We start from the raw sequence: 19,496 nt of genomic DNA on the forward strand, positions 1-19,496 counted from the left end.
GAAAAATGTTCCTCCTTAGAAGATGACACAAGGGTCCCACATTGTCACAGCTCCCCATTGAAGCCGTTCTGCCTGAATTGCACACGGTGTTGCAGCGCCATCGTCAGCTCATTCTCAAAGCACCTCCCGGTGCCGGTAAATCGACCCGTTTACCGTTCTCGTTGCTGGAATCCCGTGCCGTAAGCGGCAAAATTGTGATGCTGGAACCCCGCCGGCTGGCGGCCCGAAACATTGCGGCTTATCTGGCCACTCAGTTGGGGGAGAACGTTGGGCAGACCGTCGGCCTGCGGATGCGCGGAGAAACGAAGGTCAGTGCTGCGACCCGGCTGGAGATTGTCACGGAAGGGGTGATGACCCGCATGTTACAGCAGGATCCTGAATTATCCGGGATCGATCTGCTGATTTTCGACGAATTTCATGAGCGAAGCCTGCATGCTGATACGTCGCTGGCGCTGGCGCTGGAAGTCCAGGAGGCGCTGCGGGATGACCTCAGGCTGCTGGTGATGTCGGCGACGCTGGATCATGAAGCCTTGCAGACTCTGCTGCCGGAGGCCGGATTTCTGGCATCTGAGGGGCGCAGTTTTCCGGTGGATTATCGTTATCAGAGTCAGGGAACGTCGGCCCAGCAAAGTCCCGGCGTGGCGACAGACTGGACCGGCAAGCAGATTCTGAAGTTACTGTCGGAAGAGTCAGGTTCCATGCTGGTCTTTCTGCCCGGGGCCGGTGAAATCCGCCGTCTGGCTGAGTGGCTTGAAGCGGCGGCAGGGGCGGAGGTCATCATTGCACCTTTATATGGTCAGTTGGATACGCAGGCGCAGCAGCAGGCGATTCAGCTGGCACCGAAAGGGAAACGCAAAGTGGTTTTGGCGACCAACATCGCGGAAACCAGTCTGACGATCGAAGGGATCCGGCTGGTGGTTGATACCGGCTGGGAACGGGTGTCGCAATGGGATCCGAAAACCGGGATCAGCCGTCTGGCAATGGTGCGGATTGCCCGCTCGTCGGCCGAACAGCGTGCCGGGCGGGCCGGACGTCTGGAGCCGGGCATTTGTCTGCGCTTGTACAGCGAAGAAATGCTGAGCCGCCAGCCTGCGGTCCCGCAACCTGAGATTCTGCGCGCCGATCTGAGCCGTCTGGCACTGGAACTGGCCCAGTGGGGATGCACCAGCGCCGACGAATTACGCTGGCTGGATACACCCGCCGATGCTGCGATGCAGCAGGCCAGAGTGCTATTACAGTCTCTGGGCGCACTGGACGAACGGGGCCAACTGACCGCCAGAGGCCAGCTGATTCAGCAATCAGGCACCGAGCCCAGACTGGCTGCGATCCTGGCGCATGCCCGTGCTTTACCTGCATCGGCGCAGACGACCGCCGCGCTGCTGGTGGCCCTGCTGGAAGAACCGGCACGTGGTATCAGCAATCCGGATCTGGCTTATCAGCTGCATTTACTGGAATCCGACCAACTGCCCCGCAGCAAGTTATACCGTCAGCGGGCCAGACAGCATCTGGCAATGCTCCGGGATGGACAGGTTTCTGCACCGGGTTGGCGTACAGACCGACGCTGGCTGGCGACACTGATGGCAGCCGGTTTTCCTGACCGGATTGCGCTGTCCCGTGGGCAGGAAGGCCGTTTTCAGCTGGCGAATGGTCAGGGTGTCAGTGTTGATCATGAACAGCTTCTGGCGACGGAAACTGCACTGGTTGTGGCGGATGTCGTCAAGACCCGTCAGGGCGATAGCCGGGTGTTCACAGCTGTTGCCGCAGATATCGAGCAGTTACGGGAAGATTTGCCACCTTTATTCCACGAGCGGGAATGGCTGGACTGGGATGATAAAAAAGGGCGGCTGGTCGCAGAAAAGCAATGCTGTTGTGGCAACCTGGTGATTCAGCGAACACCCATGGCCGAACCTGATCCGGCCCGGGCCAGTGAAGCCCTGCTCAATGCCATCCGGCGTCAGGGGCTGGATGTCCTGCCGTGGAATGCCCGCAGTGAAAGTCTGCGAATCCGGGCCCGTTGTGCCGAAGCTTGGCTCCCTGAAATGGCGTTGCCTGCAATGGATGATGCCAGTCTGCTGGCGTCTCTGGAAGACTGGCTGTTGCCCTTTATGACCGGTATCAGCACCCTAAAGGCGCTGGCAAATCTGGATCTGACGGCGGCACTGGAAGCGCATCTGGGATGGGCGCAGTCGAAGGCGCTGGATCACGCGCTGCCGACTCATTATGAGGTGCCCACCGGCTCCCGGTATCCGATCCGTTATCAGCCGGGACAGGCACCGGTGCTGGCGGTCCGGATGCAGGAGATGTTTGGTGAGCAGACGTCGCCCGTGATTGCCAACGGCAAAATTGCGGTGGTGCTGGAGCTGCTGTCTCCCGCCCAGCGGCCGCTACAGATCACCTCAGATCTGGCCGCATTCTGGCAGGGAGCCTATAAAGATGTGCAGAAAGAAATGAAGGGGCGTTACCCGAAACATGTCTGGCCGGATGATCCTGCCAGCCATGCGCCAACCCGAAAAACCAAGAAATTTATGTAAGCGCCGGACAGTGCAGAGACCCTGAACACAAAGATATCATGATGACCCAAGAGCCCAAGCGCCGTCAGGCAGCGCCGAAACCGCCCAGTGAGAAGAAACCGAGTCGCCGCAAACCTGCCGGGACGAAAAAAGCCCCGGCAAAACGCGGCGCTAAGGCCCCTTCTGGCAGTCAGCCAGCGAAGACTGCCGCAAAGAAAAAAACCTCCGGCAGTCGTTTATCCCGGTTCGGACGCTGGATGTTTTTCTCCGCACTGAAGCTGGGTCTGGCGATTCTCGCCGTGGTCTTTGTGATGGGGATATATCTCGATACGCTGGTGCGGGACAAATTTGACGGCCAGCTCTGGGACCTGCCAGCCGTGGTTTATGGCCGGGTGCTGGATCTGCAGCCGGGACAGGCCATCACACTGAACGAAGTGCGCCGGGAACTGGACGCGTTGCAATACCATAAAGTCCGTACGCCGCAGCGGGCAGGGGAGTATTCGGCATCTTCCACCCGGATCGAGCTGATCCGCCGTCCGTTTGAATTTGAAGACGGTTATGAAAGCCAGCGCCATGTCATGCTGACCTTCGATGACAGCGGGCTGAGCAAGGTGTTCGATCTGGGACGGGAGAAGGCGCTGGGCTATTTACGGATTGAACCCAAGATGCTGGGCATGCTGGGCACCAAAGAAGGCGAGCAGCGGATCTTCACGCCCCGGAAAGAGTTCCCGGAAGTGCTGATTGACGCCCTGCTGGCGACCGAAGACCGGGATTTCTACCATCACAGTGGTGTTTCTCCGCTGGCGATATTGCGTGCGGCTGTGGTCAACCTGAGAGCCGGACGGACCGTACAGGGCGGCAGCACCCTGACGCAGCAGCTGGCGAAGAACATCTTTCTGACCCGTGAACGCTCCCTGTGGCGGAAAATTCAGGAAGCCTACATCGCAGTCATCATCGACTATCGCTACAGCAAAGATCGGATCCTCGAAGCCTATCTCAATGAAGTTTATCTCGGACAGAGCAGTGGCCGTGAGATCCATGGCTTCGGGCTCGGTGCCCGCCTCTATTTTGGCAGGCCGTTGCAGGAACTGCGGATTGATCAGCTGGCGATGCTGGTGGGCATGGTCAAAGGGCCGTCTTATTACAACCCCTGGCGTCATACCGAGCGCGCCAGGGAGCGGCGGGATCTGGTACTGCGGCTGATGCTGGATCAGGACATTCTGACCGGCCCGGAATACGAGCAGGCGGCGACCCGCAAACTGGATGTCCAGAAACAGGCGGTGATTGCCAGTCTTCAGCCGGCCTATTTCCAGTTACTGCAGCGTGAACTGACGGAAAAAGTGGGCAACCGCTTTACCCCGGGTGTGGGCCTGCGGATTTTCAGTACCCTGGATCCGGTCTCTCAGCAGGAAGCGGAACGGGCTGTTGCCCAGTGGATCCCTGCGCTGGAGAAAAAAGTGGGCGGGGAGATTGAAACGGCCATGGTCGCGGTGGATCGCCATACCGGTGAAATCCGGGCGATGATTGGCGGCAGCCGGCCGGGATACGCCGGGTTTAACCGGGTGCTGGAAGGTCGTCGTCAGATAGGCTCGCTGGTGAAACCTGCGGTCTACCTGAGTGCGCTGCGTCAGCCGGAGAAATATACCCTGGCCACCACACTGGATGACAAACCAATTTTGCTGAAAGGAAATCAGGGCAGTGAGTGGCGGCCGCAGAACTACGATCGGCAGTTTCGCGGTAAAGTGCCGCTTTACTATGCGCTGTCACGCTCGCTCAATGTACCGACGGTGAATCTGGGCTTAGACGTTGGCTTAGATAACGTCATCACGACATTGACGGAACTGGGCGTGTCAAAAGACGAAGTGCCCCGATTACCGTCGATCTTGCTTGGTTCTTTCACCCTGACGCCGTTTGAAGTCAGTCAGATGTTTCAGAGTCTGACCAGTGGCGGACGGCGTGCCGAGCAGACGGCACTGCGTTCCGTTGTCGACAGGCAAGGCAAGATGCTGTACCGCCATATTCCATCCGGCCGTCAGGTCGTGCCGGAACAAGCCGCCTGGCTGACGACTTATATGATGAAGCAGGTTGTCAGTCAGGGGACGGGGCGCTATCTGCAGTCCCGCTTTGGCTGGGCCACGCTGGCGGGTAAAACCGGGACGACGGATGATACCCGTGACAGCTGGTTTGTCGGTGCCGATGGCCGGGAAGTGGTGACCGTGTGGATGGGCCGTGATGATAACAAACCGGTCAAACTGACCGGCGCCAGCGGGGCATTGCGTTTGTATAGTGGTTATCTGGAAAGACGTCAGCCTGAGCGTTTGCAGCTCAACTGGCCGCAAAAACTGAGTACAGTGAAATATCACCGGTTGTCAGACGGCACGCTGGGAATGGACTGCCGGGGTGAGCAATCCCTGCCGGTCTGGGACCCGACAGGGCAGCTGGCGGCGCAGTGCCGTGAAAGCAAGCCCGAGGGCTGGCTGAAAGATATGTTCAGCTGGTAGGGCGTGCTCCTGCCAGCGATGAGAACCTTGCTGAGTTGTACGGGATTAGCTGCCCGGTTTTAGTCGACCGGTTTCTGCTGTCCGGGCCTAGTTTTCCGGATCGAAGTAATAAGAAATCCGGGTCCGGGGGTTGAGATACTGACGGATTGGCTCGGGCAGCTTATTGGGCAACAGAGCCCGCTCAATCGTCAGTTCACTTTCCTCCAGATCCAGAATCGGTGCTTCATTGGAAGGAACACTGGGCTCATAAAGCAGAATGTTCGGGTAGAGCAGGCGTTTGGCATTGACGGAAATAACCATCCCGACCTGCTGGTTCGACAGCAGCACCACACTGCCCGGCGGGTAGACTCCCATCATCCGGACCATCAGCGCAATATATTCCTCGCTGTACTGACCTTTCTTATGCTTGAACAGGTAGGACAGGGCACTGTACGGAATTCTGGCCTTGCTGGGATCCATCGGATGGCAGAGGTTGTCGTAGGCATTAACGACTGCCACCAGCTGGGCAAACCGGTTGATCTGGTGATCTTTCAGTCCCATCGGATACCCGCTGCCATCCATGAGCTCATGATGCTGGCTGAGGATAGGCTTCGCGGCGTCCGGAAAGTGCTCACTCAGTTCCGACAGTTCCAGGCTGTATTTCGGATGCAGTTTGAGGAAATTCGCCTCTGGCTCGGTGAGCGGGGTAATTTTCCGCAGGATATGGGTGGGAATTTTCTGTTTGCCGATATCGTGGAATAAAGCACCGATGGTGATCGTTTTAATATCGCTTGCAGACATCCCGTTGGACTTGGCCAGCAGCATCGACAGCACGGCGACGTTCATGGAATGGTAGTAAATATCTTCCGATTCTTGCGCGTCACTCATCAGATGCAGAGCCAGATTATCATTATCCAGCAGGGCATCCACCATATCACTCACCAGCTCTTTGGCATCCTGAAAAGCAGTGACCGGGCGGCTTTTAATTTTCTGCGAAATGGCGCGAAGCTGGGACAGGGAACGCTGAAAACTTTTCTCACATTGCTGGAGACTGCGTTTGTAGTTTTTCAGATGTTCAATCCGGCGTTGTTTCTCACGCCATAACCTGTCGGTATGTTTATGGATAAACCGGGCTTCCTGTTCGGAAATTTCCTTTGGCGGGCTGGCAACGGTTTCAGGCGGCAAAGGCGGGTTATCACTCTTATCCGGAAAGTGGAAAACGAATTTCAGACCCAGATTCCGGATCAGGCGGATTTGATGTTCATCCTTAATCTTAAAATGATTAAGCATGAAGGGATGCTCCGTCCATTGCAGCGGCAATTTGATATAAAGGCCTGGTGTTAAACACTCGGTAGGGAGTTTTACGTTTGTCATTACCTTATTCTGTACATTCGCTTTTCAGGCCGGCGATATACGGCATGCCCGGTTAATATCATGCTGTGACAGTGGGGCAGGGCAGGTGAGAATTGCCGTATCAGAGACAAGATTATTTATCATAATACTGACCTGAGATCGATTATTAAGAATACCGTCAGTAAAAAAATGGGCTTAATGTCGTGAAAAATTTGTAAAAGGAATATGGGTAAAAAAAACCTCGCGGGCGCGAGGTTTAAAAGATGGTGCCGACTACCGGAATCGAACTGGTGACCTACTGATTACAAGTCAGTTGCTCTACCTACTGAGCTAAGTCGGCACACGAATTTGGCTCCCCCTGCTGGACTTGAACCAGCGACATACGGATTAACAGTCCGCCGTTCTACCGACTGAACTAAGGGGGAATTGTTCTTTCTTATGACGTTACCAGAACACCATAAATGAAATCATGGTGCCTCGAGGCGGAATCGAACCACCGACACGAGGATTTTCAATCCTCTGCTCTACCGACTGAGCTATCGAGGCAACGGGGCGCATTAAAAAGGTTTTGCGCATTTTCGTCAATGCTTTTTTTGAAAATAATGGTCAACCTTCCTTTTTTTGTTCTGTTTGTCCGGATTTTAATCTCATTTGATAATATTCCGGTCTTTAAAGAGAGGATTTGCTGCGGAATATCTTTCAGGGGCAGGCGGTTCTGACTGGTATTTTTTATCACTTCCGCTATTTCATCTGCTCCTTTTCGACCGTTGTATGTTTTTTATACGCCACCTTCTGTGCTACAAGATTTAAATGTGATCCAGGTCACCTTTGTGGTTGGTGGTGCAAATATAAATGAAACTGATAATTGATCTCATTATCTCTTCTGTGCATGATGTGCGACCTGTTTAATGGTCAGAAAATTGCTTTCTGAATTTTTCGGAAAATTGCGGCAAAAAGGGTGTGGTCGGGAAATGAAAAGTTGCTTCATCGGTATTGTGCTGAGCAGCGCTGCAAGTGTGTGGTGTGCTTCGGCAGCTTTCGCTTCTGACGCGCCTGTACATGCCGAGGTTCCCGGCCTTGTTGATGCGTCTGCTTCATACAGCTGGTTGCGGGATGACAGCCGGCAATCCGAAAAAGTTCTGACTTTCCTGCGTGATGAAAATCAGCACACCGAAAAGGCCCTGACGTCTCAGGCCTTGCTGGAAGCGTCGCTGATCAATGAATGGCAGTCCCGTCACGCCCGTGTGGCTGAAAGGCCATGGCAGCTGGCCGGGAAGTATAACTACCGGCTGACGTCATCAGACGGCAGTGTGCAACTGCTTCGTCAGGATGCAGAAAGCGGAGCGTCACTTGTTGTGGCGGACTTTACCCAACGCGGGCAGCAGGCTGAGTATTATCAGATGGGCAGTTGGCAGGTCAGTCCGGATCACCGGTTTGTGGCAATCACCGAAGATCGCCGGGGAGACCGGAATTACCGATTGACGGTCATGGAACTCAGCAGCGGACGTGAAATCGCCACTGTTTCTGAGCAGTCAGCAACCGATCTGGTCTGGAGTGAGGACGGCCAGAGCCTTTACTTTGTTGAAAACGAAGCGGGTACTTACCGTCCGCATCAGGTGCTTCGTTGGTCGCGGGAAGGCGGTCTCAAGACGATGCTGTATCGCGAATCGGATCCGGCCTGGCTGGTGTCGGTTTATGCAGCCAGCTCCGGCGACTACCTGCTTATCCAGTCGAACAACCATGACAGCAGTGAACAACAACTGGTGGCTTCAGACAGCGGCCAGATTCTGACAACAATCCGTTCCCGGACGCCGGGTGTGGAGTATTACGCTGATGTCCGCTATGGCGCACTGTATCTGTCCAGCAATCTTCAGGGCGATTTTGCACTTTACCGGTCAGCGCTGAATGACACCCAAGCTGCCTCCTGGCAGCCGGTCTGGCAACCGAAGCCACATCAGCACATCAAGAACTGGCTGCTGTTCCCTCAGCACATCGTGCTGGAAGTGACAGAACAGCAACTCAGCCGTCTGGTGGTGCTGAATACACAGGGTCGCACACTGTTTGATCAGGTCATTATTCCTGAAGGCGGTGTGGCCTGGTTGTCCGGAAACAGCAGCCGTTACGGTCAGTCGGTGATGATCCGCAGTATGTCGCTGACTCAGCCTCCTCAGTGGCAGGCGCTGGATCTGACGGAGTTACAGCTGACAACGTTGTCGGCAGACCGTTATCCGGAATTTGAGCCGGATCTGTACCGGACGGAACAGATCCGCGTCCGACACGGTGATGTGTCTGTGCCTGTTACCCTGGCTTACCGGACGGATCGGCTGACCGCTAAGTCTCCCGTCATTCTTTACGGCTACGGCGCGTACGGCACCCCGGTGCGTTCGTATTTCATGCCGCAGATCATCAGCCTGCTGGATCGCGGGGCGATTTATGCCATAGCCCATGTCAGGGGCGGCGGCTATCTCGGCCCAGAGTGGTACGCGCAGGGAAAAGGGATGCTGAAGCCCAATTCGTTTGACGACTATCTGGCCGTGGCACACGTGATGAAGCAGTTTCATCAGGGCTCAGACCGGCCCATTCTGGCGTTGGGCGGCAGCGCGGGCGGTACGCTGGTGGCCGCAGCACTGAACCGGCAGCCGGCGCTGTTTACGGGGGCTGTCCTGCAGGTGCCGTTTGTGGACGTGATCGCGACCATGGCTGATCCCAGTCTGCCGCTGACCCGCCAGGAATACGCAGAGTGGGGGGATCCGCGCGATCCGGCTCAACTCGCGGTGATGAAGCAATACAGTCCGAATGACAATATTTCGGCCCGGGCTTATCCGCCAATGCTGGTGACCGCCGGGCTCTATGATACTCAGGTTCCCTACTGGGAGCCTGCACGCTGGGTGATGAAAGTCCGGGATGCCAGTCTGGCTCAAGGTCCTTATCTGCTTCAGACGGATTTGTCCGGCGGACACCGGCAGGATGCCCGGCAGGCGATGCGGCAGCAGGCGAGAGAATATGCGTTTCTGCTCAGTCTGGTGCCCGGCAGCACCCCGTCCCCTTAACCTTTGAATGATGTGTTGTCCGCCCGGTGCAGTGATGTGCCGGTGGACTGCTTTTGCCTGAAAGGCACTGAACCCTGTTTATGTCCTTGATATCCGGAGTCCCCAACATGCAGTTGAAGCCTGTCCCTCTGGCTTTGTATGCCCTGTTCAGCCCAGTGATCAGCTCAGTCAGCTTCCAAAGTGTTGCTGCGCCTCAGCAACAAGCCTCTGAAATGACGACCGTGGTGGTCACGGCCACCCGCATTGAGCAGCCTTTGTCCGAAACCAATGGATCAGTGGCTGTGATCACTCAGGAAGAGATCGAGCAGGAAGGTGCCACCGAGCTCTATGATGCTCTGTCGCATGAACCGGGGGTCAGTGTGAGCGGGGGAGCCGGACGGCCGCAGAATATTACCATTCGCGGAATGAGCGGTAACCGGATCGCGGTCATCAAAGATGGCGTGAAAGTCGCGGACGGCTACGGGGCCAGCGATATGAACGACGTGGCCGGTCATAACAGTTTTGACCTGGGTGAAGTCAAGCAAGTTGAAGTGGTGAAAGGCGCGGGCTCTTCGCTGTATGGCTCCGGTGCGATCGGGGGCGTGGTGGTCCTGACATCCAAAACACCGAGCGACTATCTGGGCAGCGAGGATCACTATGTCGGCCTGGAAGGGGGATACTCAGGGATCAGTGATAAATATACCTCGGCGCTGACCACTGCGACACGGCTGGGCGACACGGCGCATCTGGTACGGGTCAGTTACTGGCAGGGCAGTGAAAGTAAAAATCATGATCAGTCGCTGTATGTTCGCGATATTGACGGGATCAATGCGGCGCTGACCAGCGAGTGGTTTCTGAATGACAGCTGGCTGCTGAAAGGTAAGGTGGATTATTACCGTCAGCAGGCGCGCCGGGAAGAGGGCATTGCCCCGACACAGGCGGACGGTGGCGGCTGGGAAGCGACATCGTTTCTGGAAGACGTTGACACAACGACGCTCTCTGCCCGTGCGGGAGCCGAATGGGAAGGGGAAACCCTGCTGGCTGAACAGGCAGATATCAATCTGTACTATCGTCAGACCGAAACCTCGGGCGACAAAGATGTCGCAATGCAACGGACACAGGAAGGGCTGGTTTTCAAGCGCCGTCAGTCGGAAAACCGGGCGTTCAGGGATCATCTGATCGGATTGTCAGCAGATTTGCAACAGCGGAGTGCTCATGGCGAGCTTGAGCACACCGTTGCCTGGGGTGTTCAACTGGAATCCATGCTGCATGAGCGTCCGGTCAACGTCCGTATCGTCGACTGGACCGGCGATACGCGGAGTGAATCGGAGCCTTTTGCTTCGGCCAGAACCTACAGTCTGGGGATTTATGTTCATGATGACATGCGCTGGGGCAAGTGGAATCTGGCGCCGGGGCTGCGGTTTGATGCACAGCAGATGTCCTCTGAACTGGACGACACCATTGGCAGTTATCCCCTCCATGAACTGCGCAGCAGTGAGTTGTCGCCGAGCCTGTCGCTGGCTTACCAATGGACGCCGGATCTGAATACCTATCTGAGTTACACCCATGGTTTTCTGGCGCCTTCCTATGCCAAGGCGTACGGCTTCGTACCGCATCTGTCGAGCGATCTGGGGAATTTCGTGATCCGCCCGAATGCGGATCTGGAAGCCGAAACCAGTGACAACTTCGAGCTGGGTTCGAAGTATGACGATGGCCGGCTGGTGGTGTACGGCGCTGTGTTCTACTCCGTCTTCGATAACTTTATCAGCGAAAAAACAGTCGGCTGGAACGAGGCCGGTAAGTATGCCGAAGTGCAGTACCAGAACCTGGAAGGGGTGAAAACCTACGGGGCTGAGCTGACGGCCAGCTACTGGTTCACTGACCGGCTGAAGGTTTCCAGCAAACTGGGCATCGTCGATGGTGAAGATGAGCACGGCGAGCCAATCCGTACCCTGACACCGCTGGAAGGGAACACCTTGCTGAGCTATGAGCAGGATGTCTGGAACGGTTTCGTACGACTGAACTATGCCGGGGCCATGAACAAGGTACCGAGCTGTCAGGATGATTTGGGCATGAGTCAGACCTGTGCGACCACGTCGGGCTGGATGACCCTGGATGCCGGGGCGGGATACGACATCACGCCGGAATTCCGCATTAATGCTGCGGTGCACAACCTGCTGGACAGGGAATATACCCGTTATCAGGATGTGGCCGGCGTGACGGAATCGCAGACCCGTTTTTCAACGGAGCCGGGCCGCTATTTCAGCGTGAACGGCAGATACAGCTTTTAAGGGAAACCGACATGAAACGATTGATTCTGACAGCGGCGGCCCTGCTCTCTACTCAGGCGCATGCCGGGGCTCAGCACCTGATTTATCCGCTGGAAACTGCTGTGATTCAGGACCGTGATGACGCGCTGGCGTATGTTCAGTCTCGTTATTCGCAGACCGGCCCCCTGGCTCTGCTGGATACCCGGCAGAGTCTGCTGGGAACGCACTATCACTTTGCGCCGCAGAATGACTCTGGTCAGCCTTGCGAAGGCGCAATCGTGGTGACGACCGATCGCCAGGGGCAGCTGTACCGGCTGTTCAACAGCTTGCCGGATGATACCGCGGATTGTGTCTTGAATCTGCCGTTGCCGCCCCGGCCACATACGTTGCTGACACCGCCAGCCGGTGAGATTGTTCCGGCGACGATGACGGTGTTTGATCCGGACCCGCGGACGGCCACAGGTCTGGCACTCGAAGGCGATCATGCTGATGTGGATGACATTGTCATTCCGGCATCAGCCTATCAAACCGTCACCGGTATTGAAGTGACCCGTCAAAACGGCAGGCTCTATCTGGTCAACGACCGGGTGATGGCGGTCGATATCCAGTCGATGGCTGCGCTGGAGACTGGCCCTGAGCAGGGACTGGTGTCAGTTGCGGACGGCAGTTCGTTTGCGTTTACGCGGCAGGACACGGCCTTTCGCGATGTGAATGCTTTCTATCATCTGGATCATTCGCTTCAGTATCTGGCTGCGCTGGGATTCACAGGATCGCGGGCCTTGTTTACTGCGCCGTTAAAAATTGATGCGCAGGGACAAAATACCAATAACTCCACTTATCTGACCGATACCGGGATTCTGGCAATGGGTGTGGGCGGTGTGCCGGACAGTGAAGATGCGGATGTGGTGCTGCACGAGTTCGGACATGCCATTAATTACCAGCTGGTGCCGGACTGGAAAGGCGGCGACAGTGATGCGATTGGCGAGGGCTTCGGAGATTACTGGGCCGGTGCCTACAGTTTCTGGGTTCAGCGTGATCGCAATGAACGCTTCGAGCTGGATGTGTTTGCCAACTGGGATGGTGTGGTCGGCGCACTGAAGTCCCGGCGTTCGCTCAATGATCAGGAAGCGCGGTATGACCCGGAAATGGATTACCGGGCGCATGTGTCGGTCAACGGAACGCTCAGCGATCAGCTGTGGTCGACGCCACTGTTTCAGACCTTAAAACAGGCCGAAGCCGTTTATGGTGAAGCCGCATTTGATGAGTTCAACCGGGTGGTGCTCGAAGGCATGGCCAGCATGGGTTTTGGCATGAAGATGTATGATCTGGCCCGCTCTACCGTAGATGCAGCGCAGCGGTTATACCCGCAGAAACCTTATGCCCAATGGCTGAACGCCCGGTTCAAACATCATGGCATCCTCCGTGACGCACTGGTTCTGGCGCAAAGCAATTCTGCTCTGACCGTGACGGGAAAAAATCAGACTGAACTGTCTTTGGCGCTGATTCAATCAGGTGCGAGCGCACTCAATAATGTTCAGGTTGATCTGGCGATGCCGGCACTGAACTGGCATCAGGTGGTCCGTTCGGAGCTGGTGGCGGCGGGGGCTGTTACCCGGGTGAACGAGTCAGTCAGTATTCCGGCATCTTTGCAGTGCGGAGAAACCCTTTCCCTGAATGCAGAAATTTCATTCAGTCAGGATACGGCTCAACAGCCTGTGAATTACCAGCAGGAACTTACATTTACGTATGGTGTGCCCGTGCTGTCGCAACCATTGCAGCATTCGCAGCAAGCCATACCGGATGCCCGCCAGATCAACCAGAACGGAAAGATTCTGCTGGGGGAGGCGCTCGTTGCCCTGAATGTTCCGGCTGGCGCTGGGTTGGTTTCGTATGACTTTGCGATTCAGCTTTCGCTGTCTCACCCGCGTTTTTCTGATCTGAAGGTCACAGTGCGTGCGCCTTCGGGGCGGAGCGTAACACTGCTGAATTATCAGAGCTTTCCGCTGCCGGAGAAAACCGACACCTTCACGATGGCCAATACCGCAGGGCTGTCGGAGCTGCTCGGGGAGCCGATGACGGGGAACTGGGTGCTTGAGGTGACTGACCGGGTCACGGGGCAGAGCGGCAAGATTCACTCATGGGGCGTGGGAGCCGTGACGGGTTATGACTGCAGTCAGACGGGCACTTCAACCGATCCCCAGAACAAACAAACGACAGACAACCCGGCAAAGCCAGAGAACAGCAGTTCATCCGGTGGAGGTTCACTCGGGCTGTTCAGCCTGCTGTTTGGCGTTGTGATGGCGTTGGCAAGACGCCGTCAATTTTAATTCGAGAAAAGTGAGAGTCAGATGAAATCATTCCAACTCGCAGTATTGCCGGTTGCGCTGACCATGGTCCTGAGCGGATGTAACGGTTCAGGCGGCGGCAGCAACTCAAATGTTCAGAGTCAGCCAACCTATGACGTCAGCGGCCGTGTTTCCTCGGCATCGGTCGATCTGCCGATGACGGTGTGCGCGGATATCAATCGTGACTGGACTTGCAGTGCCGATGAACCGTCGGTCAAAGCCACGCAATATAACTTTACCCTGACCAGTACAGATATCCGGGTGAAAACTTCCCCGCTGCTGGTTCAGGCCACGCCGGTGGTTTCTGCTCGTTCATCGGCGTCAGCTTCGCTGAATCTGGCAGCCCCGGCAGCGCGTGAGCATGCTTTCACTCTGGTGAACGGGGTGACCACGCTGGTAGTGGGTGAAATGCTGAGTGGTGCCAGTCTGGAATCGGCGGTGGCAACGGTGAGCAATAATCTCAAAGCACACGGAATAACGCCGCCGTCTGATTTGCTGGCCAGCAGTGATGATTCGGCGCTGGCTGATCTCGATGAAAAGCTGGTGGCGCTGTTTGCTCAGCTGAAGGCCATCAGTTCAGATGACGCCGCAGGCATTGCGGGTGCTGCAAAAGGGTTTCCGGCCTACGGGACGGCATTGCTGGCAGGGTCTCTAAACGAGGCGCAGATTCAGGAGATTGCGTCGCTGGGCCGTCTGGCAACCAAACAGCTCAATGACACCGGGATGGTCAAACATCTGAATCTGTCCACTGGCACTTTGTCGAACCAGCCTGATCAGGGGGCGCCGGGCCAGGATGCCAGCTTCGGGCTGGATGTGACCGACGGCGGCTTCAAGCTGACCAAGCTGGATGCCAAAGGCCAGTCTTTGCCTGAAAGCAGTCCGGACTGGCAGTGTGTCAAAGATGAGCGCACCGGGTTGATCTGGGAAGTGAAAGCGGACGACCAGACTTCATTCCGCGATAAGCATCGTCTGTTTGCACTGGAAACCAGTACCCTCAAGTCGCATGCCGATGAAATCGCTCTGGCTTCCTGCAGTTCGGATCGTCTGGCGGCTTGCACCACGCAAGAGTACAGCCAGAAACTGAATGATGCTGCTTACTGCGGCAAAACCAACTGGCGGCTGCCCACGATGCATGAGCAGTATGATTTGCTCGATTTCAGTGAAACGGCGACCGACGCAGACGGCAATGTTTATGGTCTGAACGTGAAGTTCTTCAATGATCAGTATATCGGTAGTGAAGATCTGCCTTACGGCTATTACTGGTCATCGACCTTATTACGGACCGATCCGAATTATACCGAGGGCCGGGCGATCAGCCATCTGTCACAGATGACACAAGCCAAAGGCGGTACCGGGCTGGGTGAACTCACTGCTTACTACGCGCCCTGTATCGCGGGTGAGGCGTGCCTCTCTCCGAATGTGATGGCAGTTCGAATGGTTGCGGAATAAGGAATAACACCATGTTGAAAAAGATGATTGGCACCATTTTCTGTGCTTTGGTTTGTTCAGCCAATGCGATGGCTGCAATGCAGTCGTGTGGTCTGAACATTGAGGCAAGCGCACCGGATATCCGGTTTCAGGACAATGGCAATGGGACAGTCACGGATTTACAGACAAAGTTGGTCTGGCGTCGCTGTCTGTTAGGCACACAGTGGAATTCGCTGCAACAGACCTGTGATGGCGCGCCGGAAGGGTACAGCTGGAAGAAGGCGCTGTTTCAGATCAACCTCAATGAGAAAAACACGGTGATTGACGGGGTGAGGGGCTGGCGGATGCCGAATATCAAAGAGCTGGTGAGTCTGCGCGAAGTGGCCTGCATTTCTCCGGCCGTGAACCTGAAGGCTTTCCCGGATTTTATCCAGACGGAAGATGATAAGTACGCAACAACAAGCAATGTCTGGTCATCAACGCCTCACGCGCAAAGTCAGAACATTCTGGTGTTCGGTCTCAATGATGGCATGATTATTCACTATGGTGCTCAGGATGCTGATTTTGGCGTGCTGCTGGTGAGTGATCAGGCGCGGTAGCCGGAGCGCCTTGTCTCATATCAGTTTGTCTAACAACAACCCCACACTATGATGTGGGGTTGTTGTTTTGTGACTGGTTCTTGTGTGGCGGTTACTGTTTCAGACTGAATTTGCCGGTCCAGTTTTCCAGTTCATGATACAGCCGTTGCAGAGAGCGGGTACTGTTGTGGCTCTGACTGACGACGTCAGACAACTGGCGGCCACTTTCCTCAATCATATTGATCCGGGTGGAGATGTCGTCACCAACCTGTGTCTGTTCGGCTGCAGCCGCAGCAATCTGATGACTCATTCCGGTGATACTCTCCAGCGCTGAAACAATCTGATTCAGTGCGTCGGAGGCTTCCTGAGACTGATGTACTGTGGTCTGACTGGTTTCCGCACAGGTCTCCATGGTTTCAATGGCGTTTCGAGATCCGCTTTGCAGGCGGCCGATCATCTGCTGGATTTCTTTGGTACTGTGCTGGGTTCGACCTGCCAGATTCCGGACTTCATCGGCGACGACCGCAAAACCGCGACCCTGTTCTCCGGCACGGGCGGCTTCAATGGCAGCATTGAGTGCCAGTAAGTTGGTCTGCTCGGCGATATCGCCGATCACATCCAGGACTCTGGCAATGCTGTTCACTTCCGTATCCAGATGGGCGACGGCCTGACTGGCGGTGGCGAGCTGATCGGCCAGCCCCTGAATGTTGTCGACGGTCGACAGAATCAGGGTCTGAGTGACCTGGCTCTGCTGATCGGCACGTTCGGTATTGCTGGCGGTATCGCTGGCAGACTCCGCCACATTGTTGGCCGAAGAGGCCATTTCGGTCATCGCAGTTGCAATCATGGCCGTCGACTGTTGCTGGCTGTCCGTCAGTTCGGCAATCACGCCGGAACGTGACGAGACTTCACCGAGCTCCGTACGCAGTTCAGCCATCGACTGTTTCAGGTTATTGACCAGCTCTGCCAGAGACAGGCTCATGGTCTGTACGGCGTAATAAATGCTGCCCGGGGTTGCCCGGGTTTCAAAGTGGGTGGTGATTTTGCCGTCCGCCACCGCCTGAACGGCTGCCTGGACCTCGTCCGGTTCGCCTCCCAGTAAGTTCACAATGCGCTTACTGGCGATGATCAGCACGGTCAGAATCGCTGCGGTGATCAGAAGACATAAGGCCAGCTGCCAGCCCGCGGTGGACCAGAAACGCTGGTTCACTTCGTTGAAACCAATTCCGGTCCCAACATACCATCCCCAAACGGGAGTGCGCCGGGCAATGGACAGTTTCTCTTCCACACTGCCATCCGCCTGTTTCTGGGTCCAGGTATATTGCGCCAGCTTATCTCCGCTGGCTGCGACAGCCTGTTTCAGGATATTACCGACGCTTTTTCCGTTGCCGTCTTTGAAGTCGTGAAAGCTGGTACCGTGCAGCTGGGGATCCAGCGGCGCTGCGATAAAGGTCAGTTGTGCGTCCGCGACATAAACATATTCGTTGTCTTTATAGATATTGTTTCGCAACAACCGGGTTGCCAGCGTCTTTGCCTCCGATTCAGCCAGAAGGCCTTCCTGCGCCATTTTTTCCAGTTCGGAGAGGGTGTTGTAGGTGCTGTTAAACAGCTGCGTGACCCTGGATTCGTTATCCTGGTTACTGGCCATACGCAACGTCATCAGGCCCGTGACCATGATGGCCAGCATGGCCGTCAGGATAACAGCGGATAGCAGATAGGTTTGTGTCCTGAGTTTCATTCCCTGTTCTCTTGGTAATGCTGAAGAGACCTCCCGGCAATTGTCAGGAGGAGTTATTTTTCGACACGAAAATACTAGATCAGGTTAATACCTGTTCAGAGCAGAAAATTAACAAAACATGATCCTGGTTGAGAGGATTGATTCTGACGGTTTACCAATGAAAAGAAGTATGAATGGGATAAAACTGGAATATTATGCTGATAGTTTCATATTGTGAAATACTGGCGGGCTATGGTGGCCCACCAGTCCATTGCGGTCAGTTCAGCTGCCACACAGCAGCCTGCCCGGGCTGTTCGCCTTTGGTCCACCATTTAGCGGTGTACAGCTTGCCCTGATAGAGCACCTGATCACCGGCAACATAGACCTGATTCGGATCCCAGTCAGGTGCTGCAGGTAATAGCTTGATGTCCAGCTGATAGCTGTAGTCTTTGTTTTTCAGGAAGACCTGATTGCCAAACAGATCCTGAGCAACGAATACGATACTGCCGTCTGCGGCCTGTTTACCGATCTGAACCTGTTGTGCATAGGTCTGGTTCACTGTGGCTGCCAGATCTGCGGCCCATACGGACTGATTCTGGTTGGCCGTGTTGATGGCCAACTGCTCAGAAACAGTTTCGACACCATTCTGGTCAAAAATACGGAACCAGACGGTTTCGTCAGGCTGGGCGACATCTGTGGCTTTGACGAAAGCGCCCGCACTGGACCAGCCACCGGGCTGACCGTTATCCGAGCCGTCAAACCGAATGTCGATACAGTTGTAAAAACCTTCTCCGGCCGGGTCATTACGCTGCCAGCGGGCATACAGGATGGCATCACCGGTTCTGTCGGTCGGCAGGGTGATGGTCATCTGATAGTACTTCTGTCCGTTGATGGTGGTGGTTGGAATGTTCCCGACTTCTCCGACCAGGTCCAGGTCGCTCCAGGCTAATGGCTGGGTTGCGCTGTCAAAGCCGGGTTTGGTCAGGTAGAACTTCCAGAAACTAGGGTTGTGCGGGGTTTCAGCACGATACAGCAGATCCAACTGACCATTATTCGTCAGATCAAGGGTTGTTTTCTGCCAGTAAGGCGAGGGGATATCCATGCCTGACTTTTTACTGTCTGCAGCAGAACACAGCGATCCGTCAGGGATGGCCCGTTCAACAGCGGCCTGGTTGTGATAGTCCGATACCAGTCTGGCAAACTCGGGTTTCTGAACAAAAGGGTACCAGCCAGACTGAACAAAGGCAGCGCGGCAGGCTGCATTGGGAATGGTTGAGCCGTCGGTCGAATCCCAATAGCCGCCATCCATATCGCAGATTTGCTGTCTGGCTGGCGGATATTCCATATAGCCGTGTGCCTGAGCGGTTGTCGACAAGGAACTCAGCACTGAACTGACACCCAAGAGCCAAAGCCCTTTCCTCCATGAGGCATTTTGCAGCAACATATTCTCTCCTTCATCATTTCACATGAGCACAATTGCAGTACTGGTTTGAACGAGTCGCAGGAGACTGGCAATCGGGAGAATGTTAAGAGAGGAGGTGACTCAAAACCTGTCCTCATTTTTTTCACCGCGTATTAAATACTTGGGACTAATCGCAAGTTTTTTAAAGCGAGCAAAAAAGAGCAGGGTGAGGAAACTGTTGAGGTGATTGTAGTCAAGAGGGTACAGATAAAGAAAAACCCCGGTCTTTCGACCAGGGTTTCTGAAGTGGCTCCCCCTGCTGGACTTGAACCAGCGACATACGGATTAACAGTCCGCCGTTCTACCGACTGAACTAAGGGGGAA

General features: G+C 55.4%; 10 protein-coding genes and 4 tRNA genes. 7 read left to right on the forward strand and 7 right to left on the reverse strand.

All coding sequences use genetic code 11. The features are described from left to right. Nucleotides 1-41 precede the first annotated feature (41 nt). Nucleotides 42-2,531 (forward strand): ATP-dependent helicase HrpB, encoded by a 2,490-nt coding sequence (hrpB, locus tag ACYP03_RS17875; protein ID WP_459781385.1) that lies wholly within the window; start codon nt 42-44, stop codon nt 2,529-2,531. 41 nt (nt 2,532-2,572) lie between these two features. Beyond that, a complete protein-coding gene (gene mrcB / locus ACYP03_RS17880; RefSeq protein WP_459781387.1) occupies nt 2,573-5,011 on the forward strand; it encodes a penicillin-binding protein 1B in 2,439 nt (812 codons plus the stop codon). An 87-nt stretch (nt 5,012-5,098) separates the two neighbouring features. On the opposite strand, the gene ACYP03_RS17885 is transcribed toward mrcB, so the two are convergent. The 4 genes from ACYP03_RS17885 to ACYP03_RS17900 form a co-directional block, all read right to left on the reverse strand. Beyond that, complete coding sequence (locus ACYP03_RS17885; RefSeq protein WP_459781389.1) at nt 5,099-6,364, reverse strand: HD-GYP domain-containing protein; 1,266 nt, start codon at nt 6,362-6,364, stop codon at nt 5,099-5,101. 243 nt (nt 6,365-6,607) lie between these two features. After that, a tRNA-Thr gene (locus ACYP03_RS17890) sits at nt 6,608-6,683 on the reverse strand. Nucleotides 6,684-6,692: 9 nt separating this feature from the next. Next, a tRNA-Asn gene (locus ACYP03_RS17895) sits at nt 6,693-6,768 on the reverse strand. A gap of 45 nt (nt 6,769-6,813) precedes the next feature. Next, nucleotides 6,814-6,889, reverse strand: a tRNA-Phe gene (locus ACYP03_RS17900). A gap of 425 nt (nt 6,890-7,314) precedes the next feature. Between ACYP03_RS17900 and ACYP03_RS17905 the strand changes: the two genes are divergently transcribed. From ACYP03_RS17905 to ACYP03_RS17925, 5 genes are all read left to right on the forward strand, one after another. Further along, a complete protein-coding gene (locus tag ACYP03_RS17905) occupies nt 7,315-9,393 on the forward strand; it encodes a prolyl oligopeptidase family serine peptidase (protein ID WP_459781390.1) in 2,079 nt (692 codons plus the stop codon). 107 nt (nt 9,394-9,500) lie between these two features. Further along, on the forward strand, nt 9,501-11,663 hold the full coding sequence (locus tag ACYP03_RS17910) for a TonB-dependent hemoglobin/transferrin/lactoferrin family receptor (RefSeq protein ID WP_459781391.1): 2,163 nt from the start codon (nt 9,501-9,503) through the stop codon (nt 11,661-11,663). An 11-nt stretch (nt 11,664-11,674) separates the two neighbouring features. Next, entirely contained in the window at nt 11,675-13,969 is a 2,295-nt protein-coding gene (locus ACYP03_RS17915; protein WP_459781393.1) for a proprotein convertase P-domain-containing protein, read from the forward strand. Nucleotides 13,970-13,990: 21 nt separating this feature from the next. After that, nucleotides 13,991-15,436: an Lcl C-terminal domain-containing protein gene (locus ACYP03_RS17920; protein ID WP_459781394.1), complete on the forward strand. Its 1,446-nt coding sequence runs from the start codon at nt 13,991-13,993 to the stop codon at nt 15,434-15,436. An 11-nt stretch (nt 15,437-15,447) separates the two neighbouring features. Beyond that, entirely contained in the window at nt 15,448-16,014 is a 567-nt protein-coding gene (locus ACYP03_RS17925; protein ID WP_248143970.1) for an Lcl C-terminal domain-containing protein, read from the forward strand. Between the two features lie 91 nt (nt 16,015-16,105). On the opposite strand, the gene ACYP03_RS17930 is transcribed toward ACYP03_RS17925, so the two are convergent. From ACYP03_RS17930 to ACYP03_RS17940, 3 genes are all read right to left on the reverse strand, one after another. Continuing rightward, entirely contained in the window at nt 16,106-17,731 is a 1,626-nt protein-coding gene (locus tag ACYP03_RS17930) for a methyl-accepting chemotaxis protein (RefSeq protein WP_248143971.1), read from the reverse strand. Nucleotides 17,732-17,987: 256 nt separating this feature from the next. After that, nucleotides 17,988-19,154, reverse strand: a complete 1,167-nt coding sequence (locus tag ACYP03_RS17935) for a lytic polysaccharide monooxygenase (protein ID WP_459781397.1) — start codon at nt 19,152-19,154, stop codon at nt 17,988-17,990. A gap of 265 nt (nt 19,155-19,419) precedes the next feature. Continuing rightward, nucleotides 19,420-19,495: transfer RNA gene (locus ACYP03_RS17940), tRNA-Asn, on the reverse strand. Nucleotide 19,496: the final 1 nt, after the last annotated feature.

The organism is Photobacterium sp. R1, from assembly GCF_054600795.1.